The 16,304-nt window shown below is 72.7% G+C and carries 16 protein-coding genes; 8 read left to right on the top strand and 8 right to left on the bottom strand.

The window, feature by feature from the left end; translation table 11 throughout:
- Positions 1-104: 104 nt before the first annotated feature.
- The 3 genes from AB0M52_RS15895 (at position 105) to mshD (ending at position 2,783) form a co-directional block, all read left to right on the top strand.
- Entirely contained in the window at positions 105-848 is a 744-nt protein-coding gene (locus AB0M52_RS15895) for a response regulator transcription factor (protein ID WP_363953807.1), read from the top strand.
- 78 nt (positions 849-926) lie between these two features.
- Positions 927-1,799, top strand: a complete 873-nt coding sequence (locus tag AB0M52_RS15890; RefSeq protein ID WP_363953803.1) for a polysaccharide deacetylase family protein — start codon at positions 927-929, stop codon at positions 1,797-1,799.
- A 57-nt stretch (positions 1,800-1,856) separates the two neighbouring features.
- A complete protein-coding gene (gene mshD / locus AB0M52_RS15885) occupies positions 1,857-2,783 on the top strand; it encodes a mycothiol synthase (protein WP_363953801.1) in 927 nt (308 codons plus the stop codon).
- A gap of 36 nt (positions 2,784-2,819) precedes the next feature.
- Here the strand turns inward: mshD and AB0M52_RS15880 are convergent, their stop codons facing one another.
- Complete coding sequence (locus AB0M52_RS15880) at positions 2,820-3,665, bottom strand: NUDIX hydrolase (RefSeq protein WP_363953799.1); 846 nt, start codon at positions 3,663-3,665, stop codon at positions 2,820-2,822.
- A gap of 70 nt (positions 3,666-3,735) precedes the next feature.
- Here AB0M52_RS15880 and AB0M52_RS15875 point away from each other — a divergent pair, with 70 nt between their 5' ends.
- On the top strand, positions 3,736-4,704 hold the full coding sequence (locus tag AB0M52_RS15875; protein WP_363953797.1) for a Gfo/Idh/MocA family oxidoreductase: 969 nt from the start codon (positions 3,736-3,738) through the stop codon (positions 4,702-4,704).
- A gap of 82 nt (positions 4,705-4,786) precedes the next feature.
- On the opposite strand, the gene AB0M52_RS15870 is transcribed toward AB0M52_RS15875, so the two are convergent.
- The 4 genes from AB0M52_RS15870 to AB0M52_RS15855 form a co-directional block, all read right to left on the bottom strand.
- Positions 4,787-5,791: an inorganic phosphate transporter gene (locus AB0M52_RS15870; RefSeq protein ID WP_363953795.1), complete on the bottom strand. Its 1,005-nt coding sequence runs from the start codon at positions 5,789-5,791 to the stop codon at positions 4,787-4,789.
- 4 nt (positions 5,792-5,795) lie between these two features.
- The gene (locus tag AB0M52_RS15865; RefSeq protein ID WP_363953793.1) at positions 5,796-6,422 is read right to left on the bottom strand and encodes a DUF47 family protein; all 627 of its coding nucleotides are present in this window, start codon (positions 6,420-6,422) and stop codon (positions 5,796-5,798) included.
- A gap of 131 nt (positions 6,423-6,553) precedes the next feature.
- The gene (locus tag AB0M52_RS15860) at positions 6,554-7,486 is read right to left on the bottom strand and encodes a PPK2 family polyphosphate kinase (RefSeq protein ID WP_363953791.1); all 933 of its coding nucleotides are present in this window, start codon (positions 7,484-7,486) and stop codon (positions 6,554-6,556) included.
- A gap of 103 nt (positions 7,487-7,589) precedes the next feature.
- Positions 7,590-8,096: a DUF402 domain-containing protein gene (locus AB0M52_RS15855; RefSeq protein ID WP_363953789.1), complete on the bottom strand. Its 507-nt coding sequence runs from the start codon at positions 8,094-8,096 to the stop codon at positions 7,590-7,592.
- A 137-nt stretch (positions 8,097-8,233) separates the two neighbouring features.
- Between AB0M52_RS15855 and AB0M52_RS15850 the strand changes: the two genes are divergently transcribed.
- On the top strand, positions 8,234-10,354 hold the full coding sequence (locus tag AB0M52_RS15850) for an ATP-dependent DNA helicase (protein ID WP_363953787.1): 2,121 nt from the start codon (positions 8,234-8,236) through the stop codon (positions 10,352-10,354).
- Positions 10,355-10,378: 24 nt separating this feature from the next.
- Here the strand turns inward: AB0M52_RS15850 and AB0M52_RS15845 are convergent, their stop codons facing one another.
- Positions 10,379-11,677 carry an AI-2E family transporter gene (locus AB0M52_RS15845; RefSeq protein WP_363953785.1) on the bottom strand — a complete coding sequence of 433 codons (1,299 nt, stop codon included), beginning with the start codon at positions 11,675-11,677 and terminating at the stop codon, positions 10,379-10,381.
- A 166-nt stretch (positions 11,678-11,843) separates the two neighbouring features.
- Between AB0M52_RS15845 and AB0M52_RS15840 the strand changes: the two genes are divergently transcribed.
- Both AB0M52_RS15840 and AB0M52_RS15835 read left to right on the top strand, forming a co-directional pair.
- Positions 11,844-12,182 carry a co-chaperone GroES gene (locus tag AB0M52_RS15840; RefSeq protein ID WP_363953783.1) on the top strand — a complete coding sequence of 113 codons (339 nt, stop codon included), beginning with the start codon at positions 11,844-11,846 and terminating at the stop codon, positions 12,180-12,182.
- Between the two features lie 112 nt (positions 12,183-12,294).
- Complete coding sequence (locus tag AB0M52_RS15835) at positions 12,295-12,462, top strand: hypothetical protein (RefSeq protein WP_199524026.1); 168 nt, start codon at positions 12,295-12,297, stop codon at positions 12,460-12,462.
- A 105-nt stretch (positions 12,463-12,567) separates the two neighbouring features.
- Here the strand turns inward: AB0M52_RS15835 and AB0M52_RS15830 are convergent, their stop codons facing one another.
- Both AB0M52_RS15830 and AB0M52_RS15825 read right to left on the bottom strand, forming a co-directional pair.
- Positions 12,568-14,064 carry a PrsW family intramembrane metalloprotease gene (locus AB0M52_RS15830; RefSeq protein WP_363953781.1) on the bottom strand — a complete coding sequence of 499 codons (1,497 nt, stop codon included), beginning with the start codon at positions 14,062-14,064 and terminating at the stop codon, positions 12,568-12,570.
- A gap of 63 nt (positions 14,065-14,127) precedes the next feature.
- Positions 14,128-15,381 (bottom strand): FUSC family protein, encoded by a 1,254-nt coding sequence (locus AB0M52_RS15825; protein WP_363953805.1) that lies wholly within the window; start codon positions 15,379-15,381, stop codon positions 14,128-14,130.
- A gap of 167 nt (positions 15,382-15,548) precedes the next feature.
- Here AB0M52_RS15825 and AB0M52_RS15820 point away from each other — a divergent pair, with 167 nt between their 5' ends.
- Positions 15,549-16,187, top strand: coding sequence for a metal-dependent phosphohydrolase (locus AB0M52_RS15820; protein ID WP_363953779.1), 639 nt, complete (start codon positions 15,549-15,551; stop codon positions 16,185-16,187).
- Positions 16,188-16,304: the final 117 nt, after the last annotated feature.

The raw sequence follows: 16,304 nt of genomic DNA, 5'->3' as shown, positions 1-16,304 counted from the left end.
CGAAACCCGCCCGTCAGCGACGCCGGGACCCACGGAAATTCCCAGCGCCACATCCGCAGGAGTGCGCTGGTCGCGTGCGGCCCTACAAGGCCGCCGGGACGGAGGTGATCGTGGAGATCCTGCTGTTGGTGACCGCACGGGCAGGCGAACCATCCGCAGTGCTACCGGCACTGGACCTGCTGCCGCACTCGGTCCGCACCGCACCGCGCGACGTCCGCACCCTGGTTGCCGGTCCGAGCCCGGACGCCGTGCTGGTCGACGCCCGCTCCGAGCTGAGCGAGGCCCGGGCCACCTGCCGGATGCTGCACGCCACCGGGCTCGGTGTACCGCTGGTAGCGGTGGTCACCGAGGCCGGCCTGATCGCGCTGAACGCCGACTGGGGCGTCGACGACGTGATCCTCGCCTCCGCAGGCCCGGCCGAGGTGGAGGCCCGACTGCGGCTCGCGGTCGGCCGGCTGAGCAACGCGACGGCCGGCGCCGGCGGCTCGATCCGGGCCGGCGAGCTGATGATCGACCCGGACACCTACGCCGCGAAGCTCAAGGGCCGCCCGCTCGACCTGACCTACAAGGAGTTCGAGCTGCTGAAGTTCCTCGCCCAGCACCCGGGCCGGGTGTTCACCCGGGACCAGCTGCTGCGTGAGGTCTGGGGGTACGACTACTTCGGCGGCACCCGCACGGTCGACGTGCACGTGCGACGGCTGCGGGCCAAGCTCGGCTCGGAGTACGAGTCGATGATCGGCACCGTCCGCCAGGTGGGCTACAAGTTCGTCGTACCGCCGTCGCGGACGTTGGGCGAGGCGGCCGAGCACGCGCCGCTGCCGGTGCGGGCCCTCACCATCGAGGGTTAATCACCTCCCGTATGCCCCTTTTGGGCAACTCGTGAGTCTTATGGTGACTTTCGGGTTGGCCAACGTGAGGGGGCAGCGGTGGGCGGTTACCACGGGGGCACGGGACGGACGCTCGGGATCATCACGCTCGTGGTGTCGGCGGTGCTCGGTGCGACGTTCCTGATCGGCCGCAGCATGGTGCCCGATCCACCGCGGCACGACTCCCGGGCGACCGCGAGCGGCGCGGACCATCCGGACTACGCCGACCAGTCCGCACCTTCGTCCGCCGACCCCGGGACGGGCCCAAGCCACCCGCCCGGGTCGGCCGAGCCGACGCCGAGCAACGGGCAGGGGCACGACCCGGACATCGGCCCGATGGGTACCCGGGTGAGCACCGGCACTGACGAGGTCGCGCTCACCTTCGACGACGGGCCGAACCCGGACTACACCCCGCAGGTTCTCGCGATCCTGAAGGAAGAACACGTCACGGCGACGTTCTGCGTGGTCGGCCAGAACGCCGAGGCCTACCCCTGGCTCATCCAGCAGATCGTCGCCGAGGGCCACACGCTGTGCAACCACAGCTGGGACCACGACGTGACGCTGGGCTCGCGATCGCCGCAGCGGATCCAGGCGGACCTGCTACGGACCAACGCGGCGATCCGGGCGGCGGTGCCCGACGCGCAGATCGGGTGGTACCGGCAACCCGGGGGCGCTTGGACCTACTCGGTCATCTCCGTCGCCCGGGAACTCGGCATGATGCCCCTGCACTGGACGCTGGACACCTCCGACTGGCGTACGCCCGGGGCAACCAAGATCACCGCGTCGGTGCTGAACGGCGTGCAACCCGGGTCGATCGTCCTGATGCACGACGCGGGCGGCGACCGGCAGGGCACCGTCAACGCGGTGTACCGCATGCTGCCGAAACTGACCGCCAGGTTCGACGTCCGGGCGCTGCCGAAGCGGGGGATGTGAGGGGGATCCCGCCCGGCTGTCCCGCCGACGACCCGTTCATCCGGATACCGTGACGGCATGAGCAGCACCGAGCCGACCAGCGACCAGGTGAGCCGCGTCGACCGGCTCGGTCCGGCGGAGATCGCCGAGGTGCTGACGCTCGTCGGGGCGGCGGGCGACGCGGACGGCGCGGACCCACTGGACGAGCACGTCCTGCTCCGGCTCCGCGACGAGCAGGCTCCGGCGGCCCACCTGGTGGCCCGCTCCGACGACGGGACGCTCACCGGGTACGCCCACCTCGACACCACCGACCCCGGCGCCGGCGTCGGGGTGGAGCTGGTGGTCCACCCGGCGTACCGGCGGCGCAGCACCGGCCGGGCGCTGGCCCGTGGGGTGCTGGCGACCGCCACCGGGCCGCTGCGGGCGTGGGCCCACGGCGACCACCCCTCGGCCGCAGCCATCGCCGTCGACCTCGGCTTCCGCCGCGCGCGCGTGCTCTGGCAGCTGCGCCGGCCGCTCACCGCCCCGCTGGCCGATCCGCGACTGCCCGACGGGGTCACCCTGCGCGCGTTCCGGCCCGGTACCGACGACGAGGCGTGGCTGACGCTGAACGCGCGGGCCTTCGCCGACCATCCCGAGCAGGGCCGCTGGACCCTCGACGACCTACGGGTACGCCTCGGCGAGCCGTGGTTCGACCCGGCCGGCTTCCTGCTCGCCGCCGACTCGACGACCGGCCGGCTGCTCGGCTTCCACTGGACCAAGGTGCACGAGCGGCCCGGCTCGGCCCGCATCGGCGAGGTGTACGTGCTCGGGGTGGACCCGTCCACGCACGGCGGCGGCCTCGGCCGGGCGCTGACCACGGCGGGGCTGGCGTACCTGCGCGACCGGCGCGGGCTGGACCGGGTGATGCTCTACGTGGACGAGTCGAACACCGGGGCGGTGGCGCTCTACGAGCGGCTCGGTTTCGCCCGCTGGTCCGCCCACGTCAACTACCAGCTCGGCTGACGCGGCCGGCACGGCCTTTCGAGGCGCGGGCGCCGGTCAGGGTGCGGCTGGGCGAGGCAGGTGGAACCGGGGCTCGGCGTCGTCGGACAGGTCCAGGTAGGGCGTGATCGGGGTGGCCGCGTCCCGGGTCGCCGCCGCCCGGGCCACCGCCGCGAGGTCGTCGCAGGCGGCGATCTCGCCGAGGGTGACCAGGGTCGGCGGCAGCATGGTCAACTCGCCCGCCGCGGCGCGGTTGCACGCGTCGGCGGGCCGGACCCACAGGGTGTGGTCGGCCTCGCCGGAGACGTCGCGGGTCCGCTGCCCCTCCGGCAGCAGCGCCACGAAGAAGTACGTGTCGAACCGGCGCGGCTCGAACTCCGGGGTCACCCACCGGCTCCACGGCAGCAGCAGGTCCGAGCGGAGCGTGAGCCCGCGGCGGGCGAGCAGGTCGGCGAAGCCGGTGCGCCGCTGCTCCAGGTCGATCCGGGCGGCCTCCCACCCGTCGTCGCTGACGTCGCCGACGACCCGGTCCGCGTCCGGGCCGGCGAGCAGCACCCCGGCCTCCTCGAAGACCTCACGAGCCGCCGCGCACACGACCGCCTGCGCGCCGGCCGTCGTCTGCCCGAGCCGGACGCCCCAGTCGGCCGGCTCCGGACCCGCCCAGTCGAGGTGCGCGGTCGAGTCCGAGGGGTCGACGCCGCCGCCGGGAAAGGCGTACATGCCGCCGAAGGCCATCGCCGCGACCCGGCGGATCAGGTACACCTCGAAGCCCTCGCCGGCCGGGCGGAGCAGCAGCACGGTGGCCGCCACCCGGGGCACCGCCGGTACGCCGCCGGAGGCCTGGAACCGGCGGGCGTGCTCCACCAGCGCGGGCGGCGCCGGGTAGCCGCGGTCGATCGTCATGCGCCGAGCCTAGTTCCCGACCCGTGGATCGCCCGTACAGCCCTCTGGTGATCTTCGGTAGCGTCACGTCATGACTCGTTGGGGCATCCTGGCCACCGGCAACATCGCCGCCCAATTCGCCGAGGATCTCCGGCTGGTGCCGGGGGCCGAACTGGTCGCGGTCGGCTCACGAACCGCCGAGACCGCGAAGCGCTTCGCCGAGCGGCACGGCGTACCCCGGGCGTACGCCTCCTGGGCCGACCTGGCCGCGGAGCCGGACGTGGATGTGATCTACGTCGCCACCCCGCACGCCGCGCACCACGCGGCGGCGCTGACCTGCCTGACCGCCGGCAAGCCGGTGCTGCTGGAGAAGCCGTTCACCCTCGACCTGGCCACCAGCACCGAGCTGGTCGACACCGCCCGCGCCGCCGGCGTCTTCCTGATGGAGGCGATGTGGATGCGGTGCAACCCGCTCATCCTGCGGGTCTGCGAGCTGATCGCCGACGGCGCGATCGGCACGGTGACCAGCGTCCAGGCCAACTTCGGCGTCGCCGGGCCGTTCCCGCCCGAGCACCGGATGCGGGCCCGCGCGCTGGGCGGCGGCGCGCTGCTCGACCTCGGCATCTACCCGGTGAGCCTGGCTCACCTGCTGCTCGGCGTTCCGCAGCACGTCCGGTCGTGGGCGAAGCTGGGCCCGGAGGGCACGGACGAGAACACCGGTCTGGTCTTCGGGTACGACTCGGGGGCGGTCGCCACGTTGAGCTGCGGCATGGTGGGGGCCACCGGGCTCACCGCCTCGATCACCGGCACGGCCGGCCGGATCGACCTGCCCGAGCCGTTCTTCCGTCCGGGTGCGTTCACCCTGCACCGGGCCGGTGCCGAGCCGGAGACGGTCACGGCCGAGCTGGCCGGCTCGGGTTACCAGTACGAGGCCATCGAGGCGCAACGCTGCCTGGCCGATGGGCTGACCGAGAGTCCCCTGGTGCCGCACGCCGCCACCCTGGAGATCATGGCCCTGCTCGACGACATCCGCGCGCAGATCGGCGTCTCGTACATCTGAGCCCGGCCTGCGCCGCTTGACGAGCGTTAATAAGGGCCCCCTGTACAACGCCAGGCGTTAACAGGGGGCCCTTCCTTACATCTCAGCTGAAGAAGGGGCGGGCCAGGAAGTACATCAGGGCACCGATCGAGCCGGCGGCCGGGAAGGTCAGGACCCAGGCACCGACGATGTTGCCGGCCACGCCCCAGCGCACCGCGGAGAGCCGCTTGGTGGCACCGACACCCATGATCGCCGAGGTGATCGTGTGGGTGGTCGAGATCGGGGCGCCGAGCACCAGCGCGTTGAAGTAGAGCACGCCGCTGGCCACGGTCTCGGCCGCGAAGCCCTCCGGCGGGCGCAGGTCGATGATCTTCCGGCCGAGGGTCCGGATGATCCGCCAGCCACCGGCGTACGTGCCGGCCGCCAGCACCGCCGCCGAGGTCCAGAACGCCCACTCCGGGATGTGGGTCGGGTCCTTCTGGTAGCCGCCGACGAAGAGGGCGAGCACCACGATGCCGATGGTCTTGGCCGCGTCCTGCATGCCGTGGCCGACCGACATGGCCGCAGCGGAGGCGGTCTGGGCCCAGCGGAAGCCGCGATTGAGCTTGCCCGGGTGCCCCTTCCGGAAGATCCACTGCACGGCGACCATCACGATGTAGCCGAGAATGAAGCCGACCATCGGCGACAGGATCATCGGGATGACCACGCTCTCGCCGATGCCCTTCCACAGCACCGTGCCGGAGGCCGCGACGGTCGAGCCGACCAGGCCGCCGATCAGGGCGTGCGAGGACGACGAGGGCAATCCGAAGTACCAGGTGATGATGTTCCAGGTGATCGCGCCGATCACCCCGGCGAAAACGATGCCGAGGCTGGACACGCCGGTGGGCAGCTGCACCAGGCCGCTGCCGACCGTCTTGGCGACCTCGGCGCCGAAGTGGGCGCCGATGAAGTTGCCGACGGCCGCCATGGCCAGGGCGACCCGGGGTGTCAGCGCCCGGGTGGAGATGCTGGTCGCGATCGCGTTGGCGGCATCGTGGAAGCCGTTGGTGTAGTCGAACACCAGGGCCACCCCGATCACCGCCAGCACCGCGATGAGCTCGGGACTCACGGGATCAGGACTCCTTGACCGCGATGGTCTCGACGGTGTTGGCCACGTGCTCGAAGGCGTCGCAGGCGGCCTCCAGCTCGTCGGCGACCTCCTTCATCTTGAGCACGGTCAACGCGTCGTACTCACCGGAGAAGAGGCGGACCAGCAGCATCCGGTACGCCTGGTCACCGTCGTTCTCCAGCCGGTTGCACTCGATCCAGTAATCCTCGAGATCCTTCATCGACTTCAGCCGGGGCATTGCGTCGGCGGTCAGCTTGGCCTGCTGGTCGAGGACGTGCACCAGCTCGTGCATCTCCCGGGGCAGCGACGGCAGCTTGGTCAGCCCGTAGAGGTAGAGCAGGTTGCCCACCGCCTCCAGGTGGTCCATCACGTCGTCCAGCTGCGAGCCGAGGCGGTAGATGTCCTCGCGGTCGAACGGGGTGACGAAGGTCGAGTTGATCTTCTTGAACAGCTCGTGGGTGATCTGGTCGCTGTCGTGCTCGACCTCGGTGAGCCGTTCACTGACCGACTGCACCTCGACGTCGGGCAGGGCGAGCTCGTTGAGCAGCTCGGTACCCCGAACCAGGTTCTGCGCGGCCCTGGTGAAGAGCTCGTAGAAGGCGCCCTCGTTGGGGCGGAAGGAAAACCTCACAGCAAGGACCTCGTCGTATCGGTGGAAGGGGTGGCAGCCGCCGCTCCGGCGCCCTGCTGAGGGAATGCTAGGGAACCGTCCGACCGGCGATTCGGCGGCCCACCCCTGGCCAGGTGCCATTCACCGCTCGTTCAACTTCTGTTCACCTTCACCGGGCCCGTGGTTCCCAGCAGCCGCTCCCGTTCCCGCCTGATGTCGAAATCGGCTGGCGGATACCCGAGCGCGAGGGTGTCGAACGTCTCACGCAGCAGGTGCGCCACCGCCCAGTCCCGATACCACTTGCGGTCCGCCGGCACGACGTACCACGGCGCGGCCTCGGTGCCGCATCGGGCGAGCACCTCGGCGTACGCGGTCTGGTAGTCGTCCCAGCGGGCCCGGGCGTCGACGTCGGAGGGGTGGTACTTCCAGTGCCGGGTCGGGTCATCGAGGCGGGCCAGCAGTCGCCGCGCCTGCTCGGCGTTGGAGATGTGCAGGAAGATCTTGACCACGGCCACCCCGGCGGCGGTCAACTCCCGCTCGAAGTCCTCGATCTCGGCGTACCTCGGCCGCCAGACGTGCTCCGGCGCCCGTGCCTGCACCCGGGGCACCAGGATGTCCTCGTAGTGCGAGCGGTTGAAGACGCCCAGGTAGCCGGGCGGGGGCAGGGCCCGCCGGATCCGCCACAGGAAGTGGTGGCGCAGCTCCTCGGCGGTTGGCGGGCCGAACGCCCGGATGCGCACACCGAGCGGGTTCATCGCGCCCACCACCCGCTTGATCGTGCCGTCCTTGCCGCCGCAGTCCATCGCCTGGAGCACCAGCAGGACCCGCCGCCCGGCGGCGGGATCGGCCTTCGCGCCGGCGAACAGCATCTCCTGCTGGCGGGCCAGCCCCGCACCCACCAGCCCGACCTGCCGGCGGGCCCAGCCCTTGCGGTCCGGCCCGGTCAGCTGCGGGCCGGGCAGCCCGGGGGTCGAGCGGGGGCCGATCGCCCCGAGGTCCACCGGTTCGCCGGGCGCCGCCCGGAGCAGGTCGCGCACCGTTCCGCCGGCCGGTGCCACCACGTCGAATCCACCGTCGTCCACCATCGGTGAATCATCACCCGCCGACCGGCCGCCCGCCGACCGGCGGCGGCCCTGACCGGGGCCGAGCGACGCGGGGACACCGGGCCGGGGCCGGCCGGAGCCGGTCTCAGACCACCAGGGCCAACCACTTTCGGTACGACGTGGCAAACGGCTCGGTGCCGTCGCCGAGCGCCCCGAGCAGCCACCGGGCCGCCGCCTCGGCCTCCACCACCAGGTCGTCCGGGTAGCCGAAGCGGGCCCGGTGCTCGGCGAACTCGTCCTCGTCGCGCAGTTCGACCAGGCCGGTCTCCCGACGGCGGACCACGTCCAGGTCGAGGTCGATCAGGTGGACGGTGTCCTCGCCCTCCCAACGGGCCGGGCTGGCGATGTCGCAGTAGACCTCGCTGGTCCGCGGCGGCGGGTTGAACATGCCGGTCCACCAGGCGTGGTGCGGCACCAGAAGCACGAACGGGATCTGCTCGACGGAGGGCCGGCCGTGGTAGACCGAGCTGGTGCCGGCCGGCACGCCGAGCCAGACCCCGAGGTCGTCCTCGGTCAGCCGACGGGCCGGGTAGTCGCGGTGGGCGCTGCCGTCGAACTTGCGGTAGATCACGCGGACCACATCGCTCGGCATGTGTCGCACCCTAGCCGATTCCGCCCACGCGTCGCCGTCAGGAAATTACCGGACGGCGGGGACGTATTCCGTTCCGTGACGCCGCAACACGGCCGATCGTTACCGCTCGCGTCAGGCCCGGCGGGTACCGTGCCACGGTGACCCCGCCCCGCACCGCCACCGGCCCGACCCGTGACAAGGCCCGCCGTCGGGGTAACCGGCCGGACGGTGCCGAGCTGTTGGCCGCGGCGGTCGGCGCGGTGCCCGGCGGCGCGGCGCGCCCCGGCCAGCAGCAGATGACCACGGCGATCGAGGAGTGCGTGGCCGCCGGCGATCACCTGCTGGTGCAGGCCGGCACCGGCACCGGCAAGTCCCTGGCGTACCTCGCGCCGGCGCTGACCGTCGACGGGCCGGTGGTGGTGTCCACCGCCACCCTGGCGTTGCAGGCCCAGCTGGTCGAGCACGACCTGCCCCGGCTGGCCGACGCCGTCGAGCCGCTGCTCGGGCGGCGCCCGACGTTCGCGGTGCTCAAGGGCCGGCACCACTACCTGTGCCTGGCCCGGCTGGAGAACTCGTCGGAGGACGAGCCGGAGGACACTCTCTTCGACGCCCCGGCCGAGCGGCCGGGCGGCGGCACCCGTTGGCTCGGCGAGGCGGGCCGGCTCGGAAAGCAGATCCAGCGCCTGCGGGACTGGGCCCTGGAGACCGACACCGGCGACCGGGACGAGCTGGATCCGGGCGTCGACGACCAGGCGTGGCGGCTGGTCTCCATGCCTGCCCGGGAATGCGTGGGCGCGGCCCGCTGCCCGTACGGCCCGGAGTGCTTCGCGGAGGCGTCCCGGGCCCGGGCGCGGGAGGCGGACGTCGTGGTCACCAACCACAGCCTGCTCGCGGTCGACATGCTCGCCGGGCGGCACATCGTCCCGCCGCACCGGCTGCTCGTCGTCGACGAGGCGCACGAGCTGGCGGATCGGGTCTCCTCGGCGGCCCAGGCCGAGCTGACCCCGGAGCTGATCGACCGGTCCACCCGGCGCGCCCGCCCGCTGCTCCGGCCGGAGACGGCCGAGGCGCTGACCGCGGCCGGCGACGCCCTCGCGGTCGGGCTGGCCGAGGCACCGGCCGGGCGGATCACCAGCGGCCTGCCGGACCCGCTGCGCGAAGCCTGCACGCTGCTGGACGCCGCGACCCGCGCGGCCCTGGACACCATCGGTGACATCAAGGCCGACGACCCCGACCCGGTACGCAAGCAGCAGGCCAAGGCCGTCCTCGACGAGCTTTCCACCACCGCCCAGCGGCTGCTGGAGGAGGTGGAGCACGACGTGGCCTGGGTGGAACGCAACGACGCCACCGGCCGGCGGGCGCTGGTGGTGGCGCCACTCTCGGTCGCCGGCACCCTGGCCACCCACCTCTACGACGAGCGGACCGTGGTGGCCACCTCGGCCACGCTGGCCCTGGGTGGCCGCTTCGACACGGTGGCCCGGGCACTTGGCCTCGACGCGCCCCCACCGGCCCCGCCGTCGCCGGCCGCCGCCGCGCTCGCCGACGCGACCCGCCGGCCGGCCACCGGTGGCAGCGGTCCCGACGGGGGCGGGGTTACGGACTCCGGGGCGGGGTGGCGGTCGCTGGACGTCGGCTCGCCGTTCGACTACGCCCGCCAGGGGATCCTGTACGTGGCCGCGCACCTGCCCCGGCCCGGGGTCTCCGGGTTGCCCGACGCGGCCGGGGACGAACTGCTCGCGCTGGTCACCGCGCTGGGTGGCCGTACGCTCGGGTTGTTCTCCTCCCGGCGGGCCGCGCAGCAGGCGGCGGAGCTGGTGCGGGCGCGGACGGACCTCCCGGTGCTGCTGCAAGGCGAGGAGGCGTTGCCGCTGCTGGTCCGCCGGTTCCGGGAGGAGCGGTCGAGCTGCCTGTTCGGGGTGATGTCCCTGTGGCAGGGGGTGGACGTCCCGGGTGACTCCTGCCAACTGGTGGTGATCGACCGGCTGCCCTTCCCCCGGCCCGACGAACCGCTGGCCGCCGCGCGGGCCGCGGCGGTCGACGCGCAGGGCGGGTCGGGTTTCGCCGCGGTCAGCGTCCCGATCGCGGCGGTTCGCCTGGCGCAGGGCGTGGGCCGGCTGATCCGGGCCACCGCCGACCGGGGCGTGGTGGCCGTGCTCGACTCCCGGCTGGAGACCGCCCGCGGCTACGGCCCGTTCCTGCGCCGCTCGTTGCCGCCGTTCTGGTACACCACCCGCCCCGAGGTGGTGCGGGGCGCGCTGACCCGGCTCGCCGACAGCTGACCTCGCCTGCCGGCGGATCGCCGGTCAGGGAGCCCGGGAGGCGACGACGACCGCGTCGGGCGGAGTGTCCGGGACCCGGCGGGCGGCGAGCCGGCGTACCGCCGTGTTGAGCACCGCGATCAGCGGCACCGCGACCAGCGCACCGGTGATCCCGGCGAGCACCACACCGGCGGCCAGACCGATGATCACCGCGAGCGGATGGATGGCCACCGCGCGGCCCATGATCAGCGGCTGGAGGATGTGCCCCTCGACCTGCTGCACCCCGATCACCACGCCGAGGATGATCAACGCGGTCACCGGCCCGCTGTCGACCAACGCGACTAGCACGGCCACCCCGCCGGAGAGCGTCGCACCGACGATCGGGATGAACGCGCCGAGGAAGACCAGTGCGGCCAGCGGGAGGGCGAACGGGACGTCGAAGATGAAGAGGAAGACGCCGATGCCGAGGGCGTCGATGAAGGCGACCAGCAAGGTCGCCCGTACGTAGGCGACCAGGGTGGCCCAGGAGGCCCGGCCGGCGTCGTCGACCTTCCACCGGGCGGCCACCGGCAGCAGCCGGACCAGGAAGCGCCAGATCATGTTGCCGTCGCGCAGGAAGAAGAAGGTCGCGAAGAGCACCAGCACGGTGCCGGTCAACACCTCGGCCAGAGTGGTGGCGGTGGACAGGGCACCGCTGGTGAACCGCTCGGTGTTGTTGTTGACCCACTGCTGGGCCTCTTCGAGGTACCGGTTGAGGTCGTTGTCGGACAGGTGCAGCGGCCCGGTCTGGAGCCAGTCCTGGATCTGCTGCAGCCCCTGGGTCGACTTCTTGGCCAGTTCCGGCACGCCCCGGATGAACTCGTTGACCACCAGGGTCAGCGTGCCGATAACCGCGACCAGGCCCCCGACCAGCACCACGGCGGTCGCCAGCGACCTCGGGAACCGGGCCCGCAGCAGCCAGCCCACCGCGGGTGCCAGCAGCGCCGAGAGCAACATCGCCACGGCCAGCGGGATGATCACGATGCTGATGGTGCCGACGATCTTCAGCAGCGCCCAGAACACGATGCCGACGGCGATCAGCCGCCAGGACCAGGCGGCGGCGATCCGTAGCGCGTGCGGCACGTCCGCGTCGTCGCGGCTGGAGGTGGAGTTGTGCAGTGCGGCCGGCGGCTCGGCACCGACCACGGTCGCGGTCGGTGGTGCGGCCGGCCCCGGGGTGGCCGGTGAGGCCACCTTGGCCGGCTCGGGTACTTCGGGTGGCGTGTTGCGGGCGGTGCGAACCGATTCCCGTCCTGACTCGTACGCGCGACGCAGCCGCCCACGCAACCGCTCGAATCGGCTCAAGGGCACCTCCCGACGAAGATTCGGCCTGCGCACGGCGTCAGGTCGGACAGGATACGCCCGACGTCACCACGGTAGGCCAGTTCCGCCACGCATTGCGCCCACCGGACGCTGCTTGACCCGGTGACCACCGGCGGCGGGCCGGGGGCGACACGGTAGCGTCTGCGGCGTGACAGCCGACCAGAACCTCGACTCCGGCCTGCCCATCCGGCTGCTGCACGACCGCGTGCTGGTGCGGATGGAGGGCAGCGAGGGTGAGCGCCGCTCCACCGCCGGCATCGTGATCCCGGCCACTGCGGCCGTGGGCAAGCGCCTGGCGTGGGCCACTGCGGTGGGAGTCGGGCCGCACGTACGCTCCATCGTCTCCGGCGACCGGGTGCTGTTCGACCCCGACGACCGTTCGGAGGTCGAGCTGCACGGCCGTGGCTACGTGCTGCTGCGCGAACGCGACGTGCACGCGGTGGCCGCCGAGCGCGTCGAGGAGAACGCCACCGGGCTCTACCTGTGAGCCCACCGGCACCGTAGTTCGTCCGGCCCACCGGGCCCGCAGATCCGGCACGCGTCGTTTGCCTCGCTCCCCGGCGGGAAGCCAGCCGCACCACCGGCCCTGGGGAGGGACGATGCCGGTATTCGTGAAGAAGGTGCTGGCCTGGGGAAGCCTCGCGTTCCTGATCTACTTCATGGCGTTCCGGCCGGAGGGCGCCGCGCAGATGTTCAAGGCCATCGGAGCGACCCTGATGATGATGGCCCAGGGGCTCGGCGACTTCCTCACCAGCCTGATGACCTGAGCCCACGGCGGCCGCTCACGGGACCGGGCGGCCACCCGCACGAAACACCGCAGCCGCACCGGGCTGCCCTGCCGTCCAGCGGATGCCGGCGGCAGGGCAGCCCGGTCAGCGGTGCGGTGGCCAGGGCGCGGCGGGACGGGGGCCGTACCAGCCGGGCGGGCCGTAGCCGCCGTGGAAGGCCGGCGGCGGCGGGGGCGGCGGGGCCAGCACCACCGGGATCGGGACCACCGGCTCCTCGGGCGCGTCCACCGAACGCTGCGACCCGTCCGGGAACCGCAGGTGGTAACGGTGGCCGTCCCAGACGCCGACCGGGGACTGCGGGTCCCGGCCCACGAAGAACGACCGGTACGCGCTGATCGCCTCCAGCAGCTCCTGTTCCTCCCGCGCCGTCCGCTCCCGGTCGACGGGCCGGCGGTCCAGGCCCCGGAGCGCGCCGTCGCGCAACAACGCCAGTCGGGTCGCCGCGAACTGATAGCCGCGCATCGCCCGCAGACCGGCGTCGCCGGCCACCCGCCGGGCCCAGGCCCGGGCCGCGTGCCGCCGGCCGAGGCTGCTCAGCGCCGCCACCTCCGGCGGGGTGAGCCAGCCGGCCCGGACGTAGTCCGGCAGGATCCGCTCGGTGAGCCGCCCCTCCCAGGCCCGCAGCCACACCGCGAGGCCGACCATGCCGAAGAAGATCGGCACCATCACACCCACGAAGCCGAAGATCGAGATGAACACCTCGCCGGTGGCCTGGGTCAGGGTCGGCAGCAGGTTCCACGCCCCGTGCAGCATCATCGCCAGCAGCAGGCCGGCGATCGGCGCGAACACCCGGACCCGGCGGCTCGCCGTCCGCGCGGCGATGCCGAGGCCGACACCGGTCATCGCGGTGAACAACGGGTGGGCGAACCCGAACAGCAGGATCCGGACGATGAAGATGGCGATCACCTGCTGGGCCCCGGTGGCCGGGCCGTACTGCTCGGCGCCCGAGGCGTACCCGTAGCCGCCCAGGTAGAGGATGTTCTCCACCATCGCGAAGCCGATCGCGGACAGCCCGCAGTACACCAGGCCGTCGGTGATGCCCGACCATTCCCGGCGCCGGAAGACCAGCAGCAGGATCGGGCCGAGCGCCTTGGTCAACTCCTCGATGAACGGCGCGACCAGCACCGCGGTGAGCTCGACGGGCAGCCCCCGGTCCTCGAACCAGTCGGCGGCCGTCTCGTTGACCTTGAGCGACGCCGCAGTGGAGACGAACGCACCCCAGGCGAAGCAGAAGATCAGGTACTTCAGTGGCTCGGGTTCGTACCGGTCGAGCCAGAGGAAGCAGGCCACCAGCACCGGGACCGGCAGGATCGCGGCGGCAGCCCCGATCATCAGCGCCTCGGGGCCGAGGCTGGTGCCGAGCTGGAAGAGCATGAAGATCGCACAGGCGGCGATCAGCAGGATCACCCCGGCCAACACCAGCGCCCGCTGCCAGCTCAGCCGGCGACGTGACATTCCGGGTACGCCGGTACCCGTGGATGGTGCAGCGGGCACGGACGGCGACGGCGGCAGGGATCCGCCGGACGGGGTGTCGGCCATGCGGTCAGCGTAGCCATCCCCGGCCCGGCGGGCCGGGCGCATCGGCCGCACCGGCGGTCACCAGGCCCGACGCCCGCCACTGGCCCGACGCCCGCCGGGGCGGGCTCACCCCACCGGCGGCGCGGTGGGCGGCTTCGGCGCCGGCTCCGGCCCGGCCGGTGCGCCCGGCCGCTCCATCTCGCCGAAGGACTTCCGCACCAGCCGGTTCGCCTCCTCCTGACTGATGCCCGAGGCCACCAGCAGATCGCTGGCGGTGGTACGCACCTGGGCGACCACCACGCTGCCGGAGAACCCGACCCCCGCGGCGTACGCCCGACCCGCCTCACTGACCGCGCGCAGCGACCGCTCCCGGGCCTGCTCGGGCTCCTCGCCGTGGGCGAACTCCTTCTTCAGCAGGCGTACCGACTCGGCGAGGTGGGCCACCGCGTCCGGCATCGGCTCCGGGATGGGTTCCTCGTCCTCTATCAGGGTGACCGCGCGCCGGATCAGCGTGCCGCTGTTGCGCATCGCCCGGTCGATCGGGTCGGCCGCCTCCGCGTAGTGGGTGAGTTCGCTGCGCCGGTGCCACCGCGCCGGGGAGAGCAGCGTGGTCTCCTTGGCGCCCTCGATCGCCTCGGTGAGGGTGGTCAGCTCCTCCTTGTTGTCCCGCAGCCGGTCCAGCGCTGTCTGGATCTTCTGCCGGTCCCGTTCGCGCAGTCCGTCGGCGGTGATGTCGAGCTGCGCGGCGAGCAGGTCCAGGGCCGGTCGGGCGGCTCGGTTGAGCACCCGCAGCGGGTTGAGCGGCAGCAGGATCGCGGTGACCAGCAGCGCGATGCCGCCGCCGACGAGCGCGTCGATGAACCGGGGTAACTCCAGGTTCTTGACCTGCGGACTGAGGGTCACGATCAGCACCGCGGTCGCCGCGGCCTGGATGACGATGGCGACGCTGCCGCCGGCGAAGATGGTCAGCAGGATGGCGGCGGTGACGACCAGCCCGAGTTGCCACGGTCCGGCACCCAGGAAGTAGACCAGCAGGTCCCCCACGCCCACCCCGACCGCCACCCCGATGATCAGCTCAGCGGTCCGGCGGAACCGTTGGCCCACCGAGACGGCGAGGGTGCCGACGGCGGAGATCGGGGCGAAGACCGGCTGCGGGTTGCCCAGCAGATCGTGTGAGGCGAACCAGGACAGCCCGGCCGCGAGGCCCGCCTGCACGGCCAGGCCGATTGACATCCGTACCCGGTGCAGGCGTTCGTGCAGGGTGGCCTTGCTCCGATGGTGCAGCTGCGCCACCGTCTCGGCGATCCGCGCCGTGTCCACGTCAGACAGGCGTTCACCCTTGCGGTCGCGTCTCAGCAGCGGAATTCGTCGGTCCGCCATACCCGCGACTACCCGCAGCACGCCTGGACATTCCTCGCCGAATCGGCGCACCCTCCCGTCCGGTCATGGTTCGCCCGTTCGAGGGCATGCCCGGCCGGGCCGGGTGTCGGTCGACTGGGGCAGGCCGACCGGTGCGCGCTGGTCCCGGGTAGGGCAGACTCGGCCGGGTGGCGGCGCTGATGGAACGGTGGCGAACGGCCGCCCGGTCCGCCGGGGCGACCGACCCGGCGGCGGTGGACGCCGCTGGCAACGAGCTGGTCGAGCGGTGGCGGGAGCCGCACCGGCACTACCACACGATCGAGCACCTGACCGCCGTGCTCGACGTCGTCGACCGGTACGCGTCAACGGCGTCGCGGCCGGACCTGGTCCGGCTCGCCGCCTGGTGCCACGACGCGGTGTACGACCCGCGGGCACCGGGCGACCGCAACGAGCGCGACAGCGCGGCGCTCGCCGGCACGCTGCTCGCCCGGGCCGGACTGCCCACCGCCGAGGTGGCCGAGGTGCGCCGGCTGATCCTGCTCACCGCCGGGCACCTGGTGGATCCGGCGGACGCCGACGGCGCGCTGCTCTGCGACGCCGACCTCGCCGTCCTGGCCGCGCCGACATCCGGGTACGACCGGTACGCTGCCGCGATCCGCCGGGAGTACGCCCACGTGCCCGAGGCGGACTACCGGACCGGCCGCACCCGGGTGCTTTCCGCCCTGCTAGCCCTGCCCGCACTGTTCCGGCTGCCCGCCCTGGCAGCCCGCTGGGAGACCCCAGCCCGCGCCAACCTGACCCGCGAACTAACCACCCTCACCCCCTAACCGCCCCCCGCCCCCGTCCCGCAGCACGCTCACGGGTTCGACGGGGGAGCGACATCATGCAGGTGGATCTCAGGTTACTCGGCCGGATGCAACTGCTCGTCGAGGGTGTCGATGTCA

Source organism: Micromonospora sp. NPDC051296 (assembly GCF_040682255.1).
Taxonomy (GTDB): domain Bacteria; phylum Actinomycetota; class Actinomycetes; order Mycobacteriales; family Micromonosporaceae; genus Micromonospora; species Micromonospora craterilacus.
The sequence above is the reverse complement of the archived record's forward strand: the minus strand, read 5'-3'. Positions and strand labels throughout refer to the sequence as shown.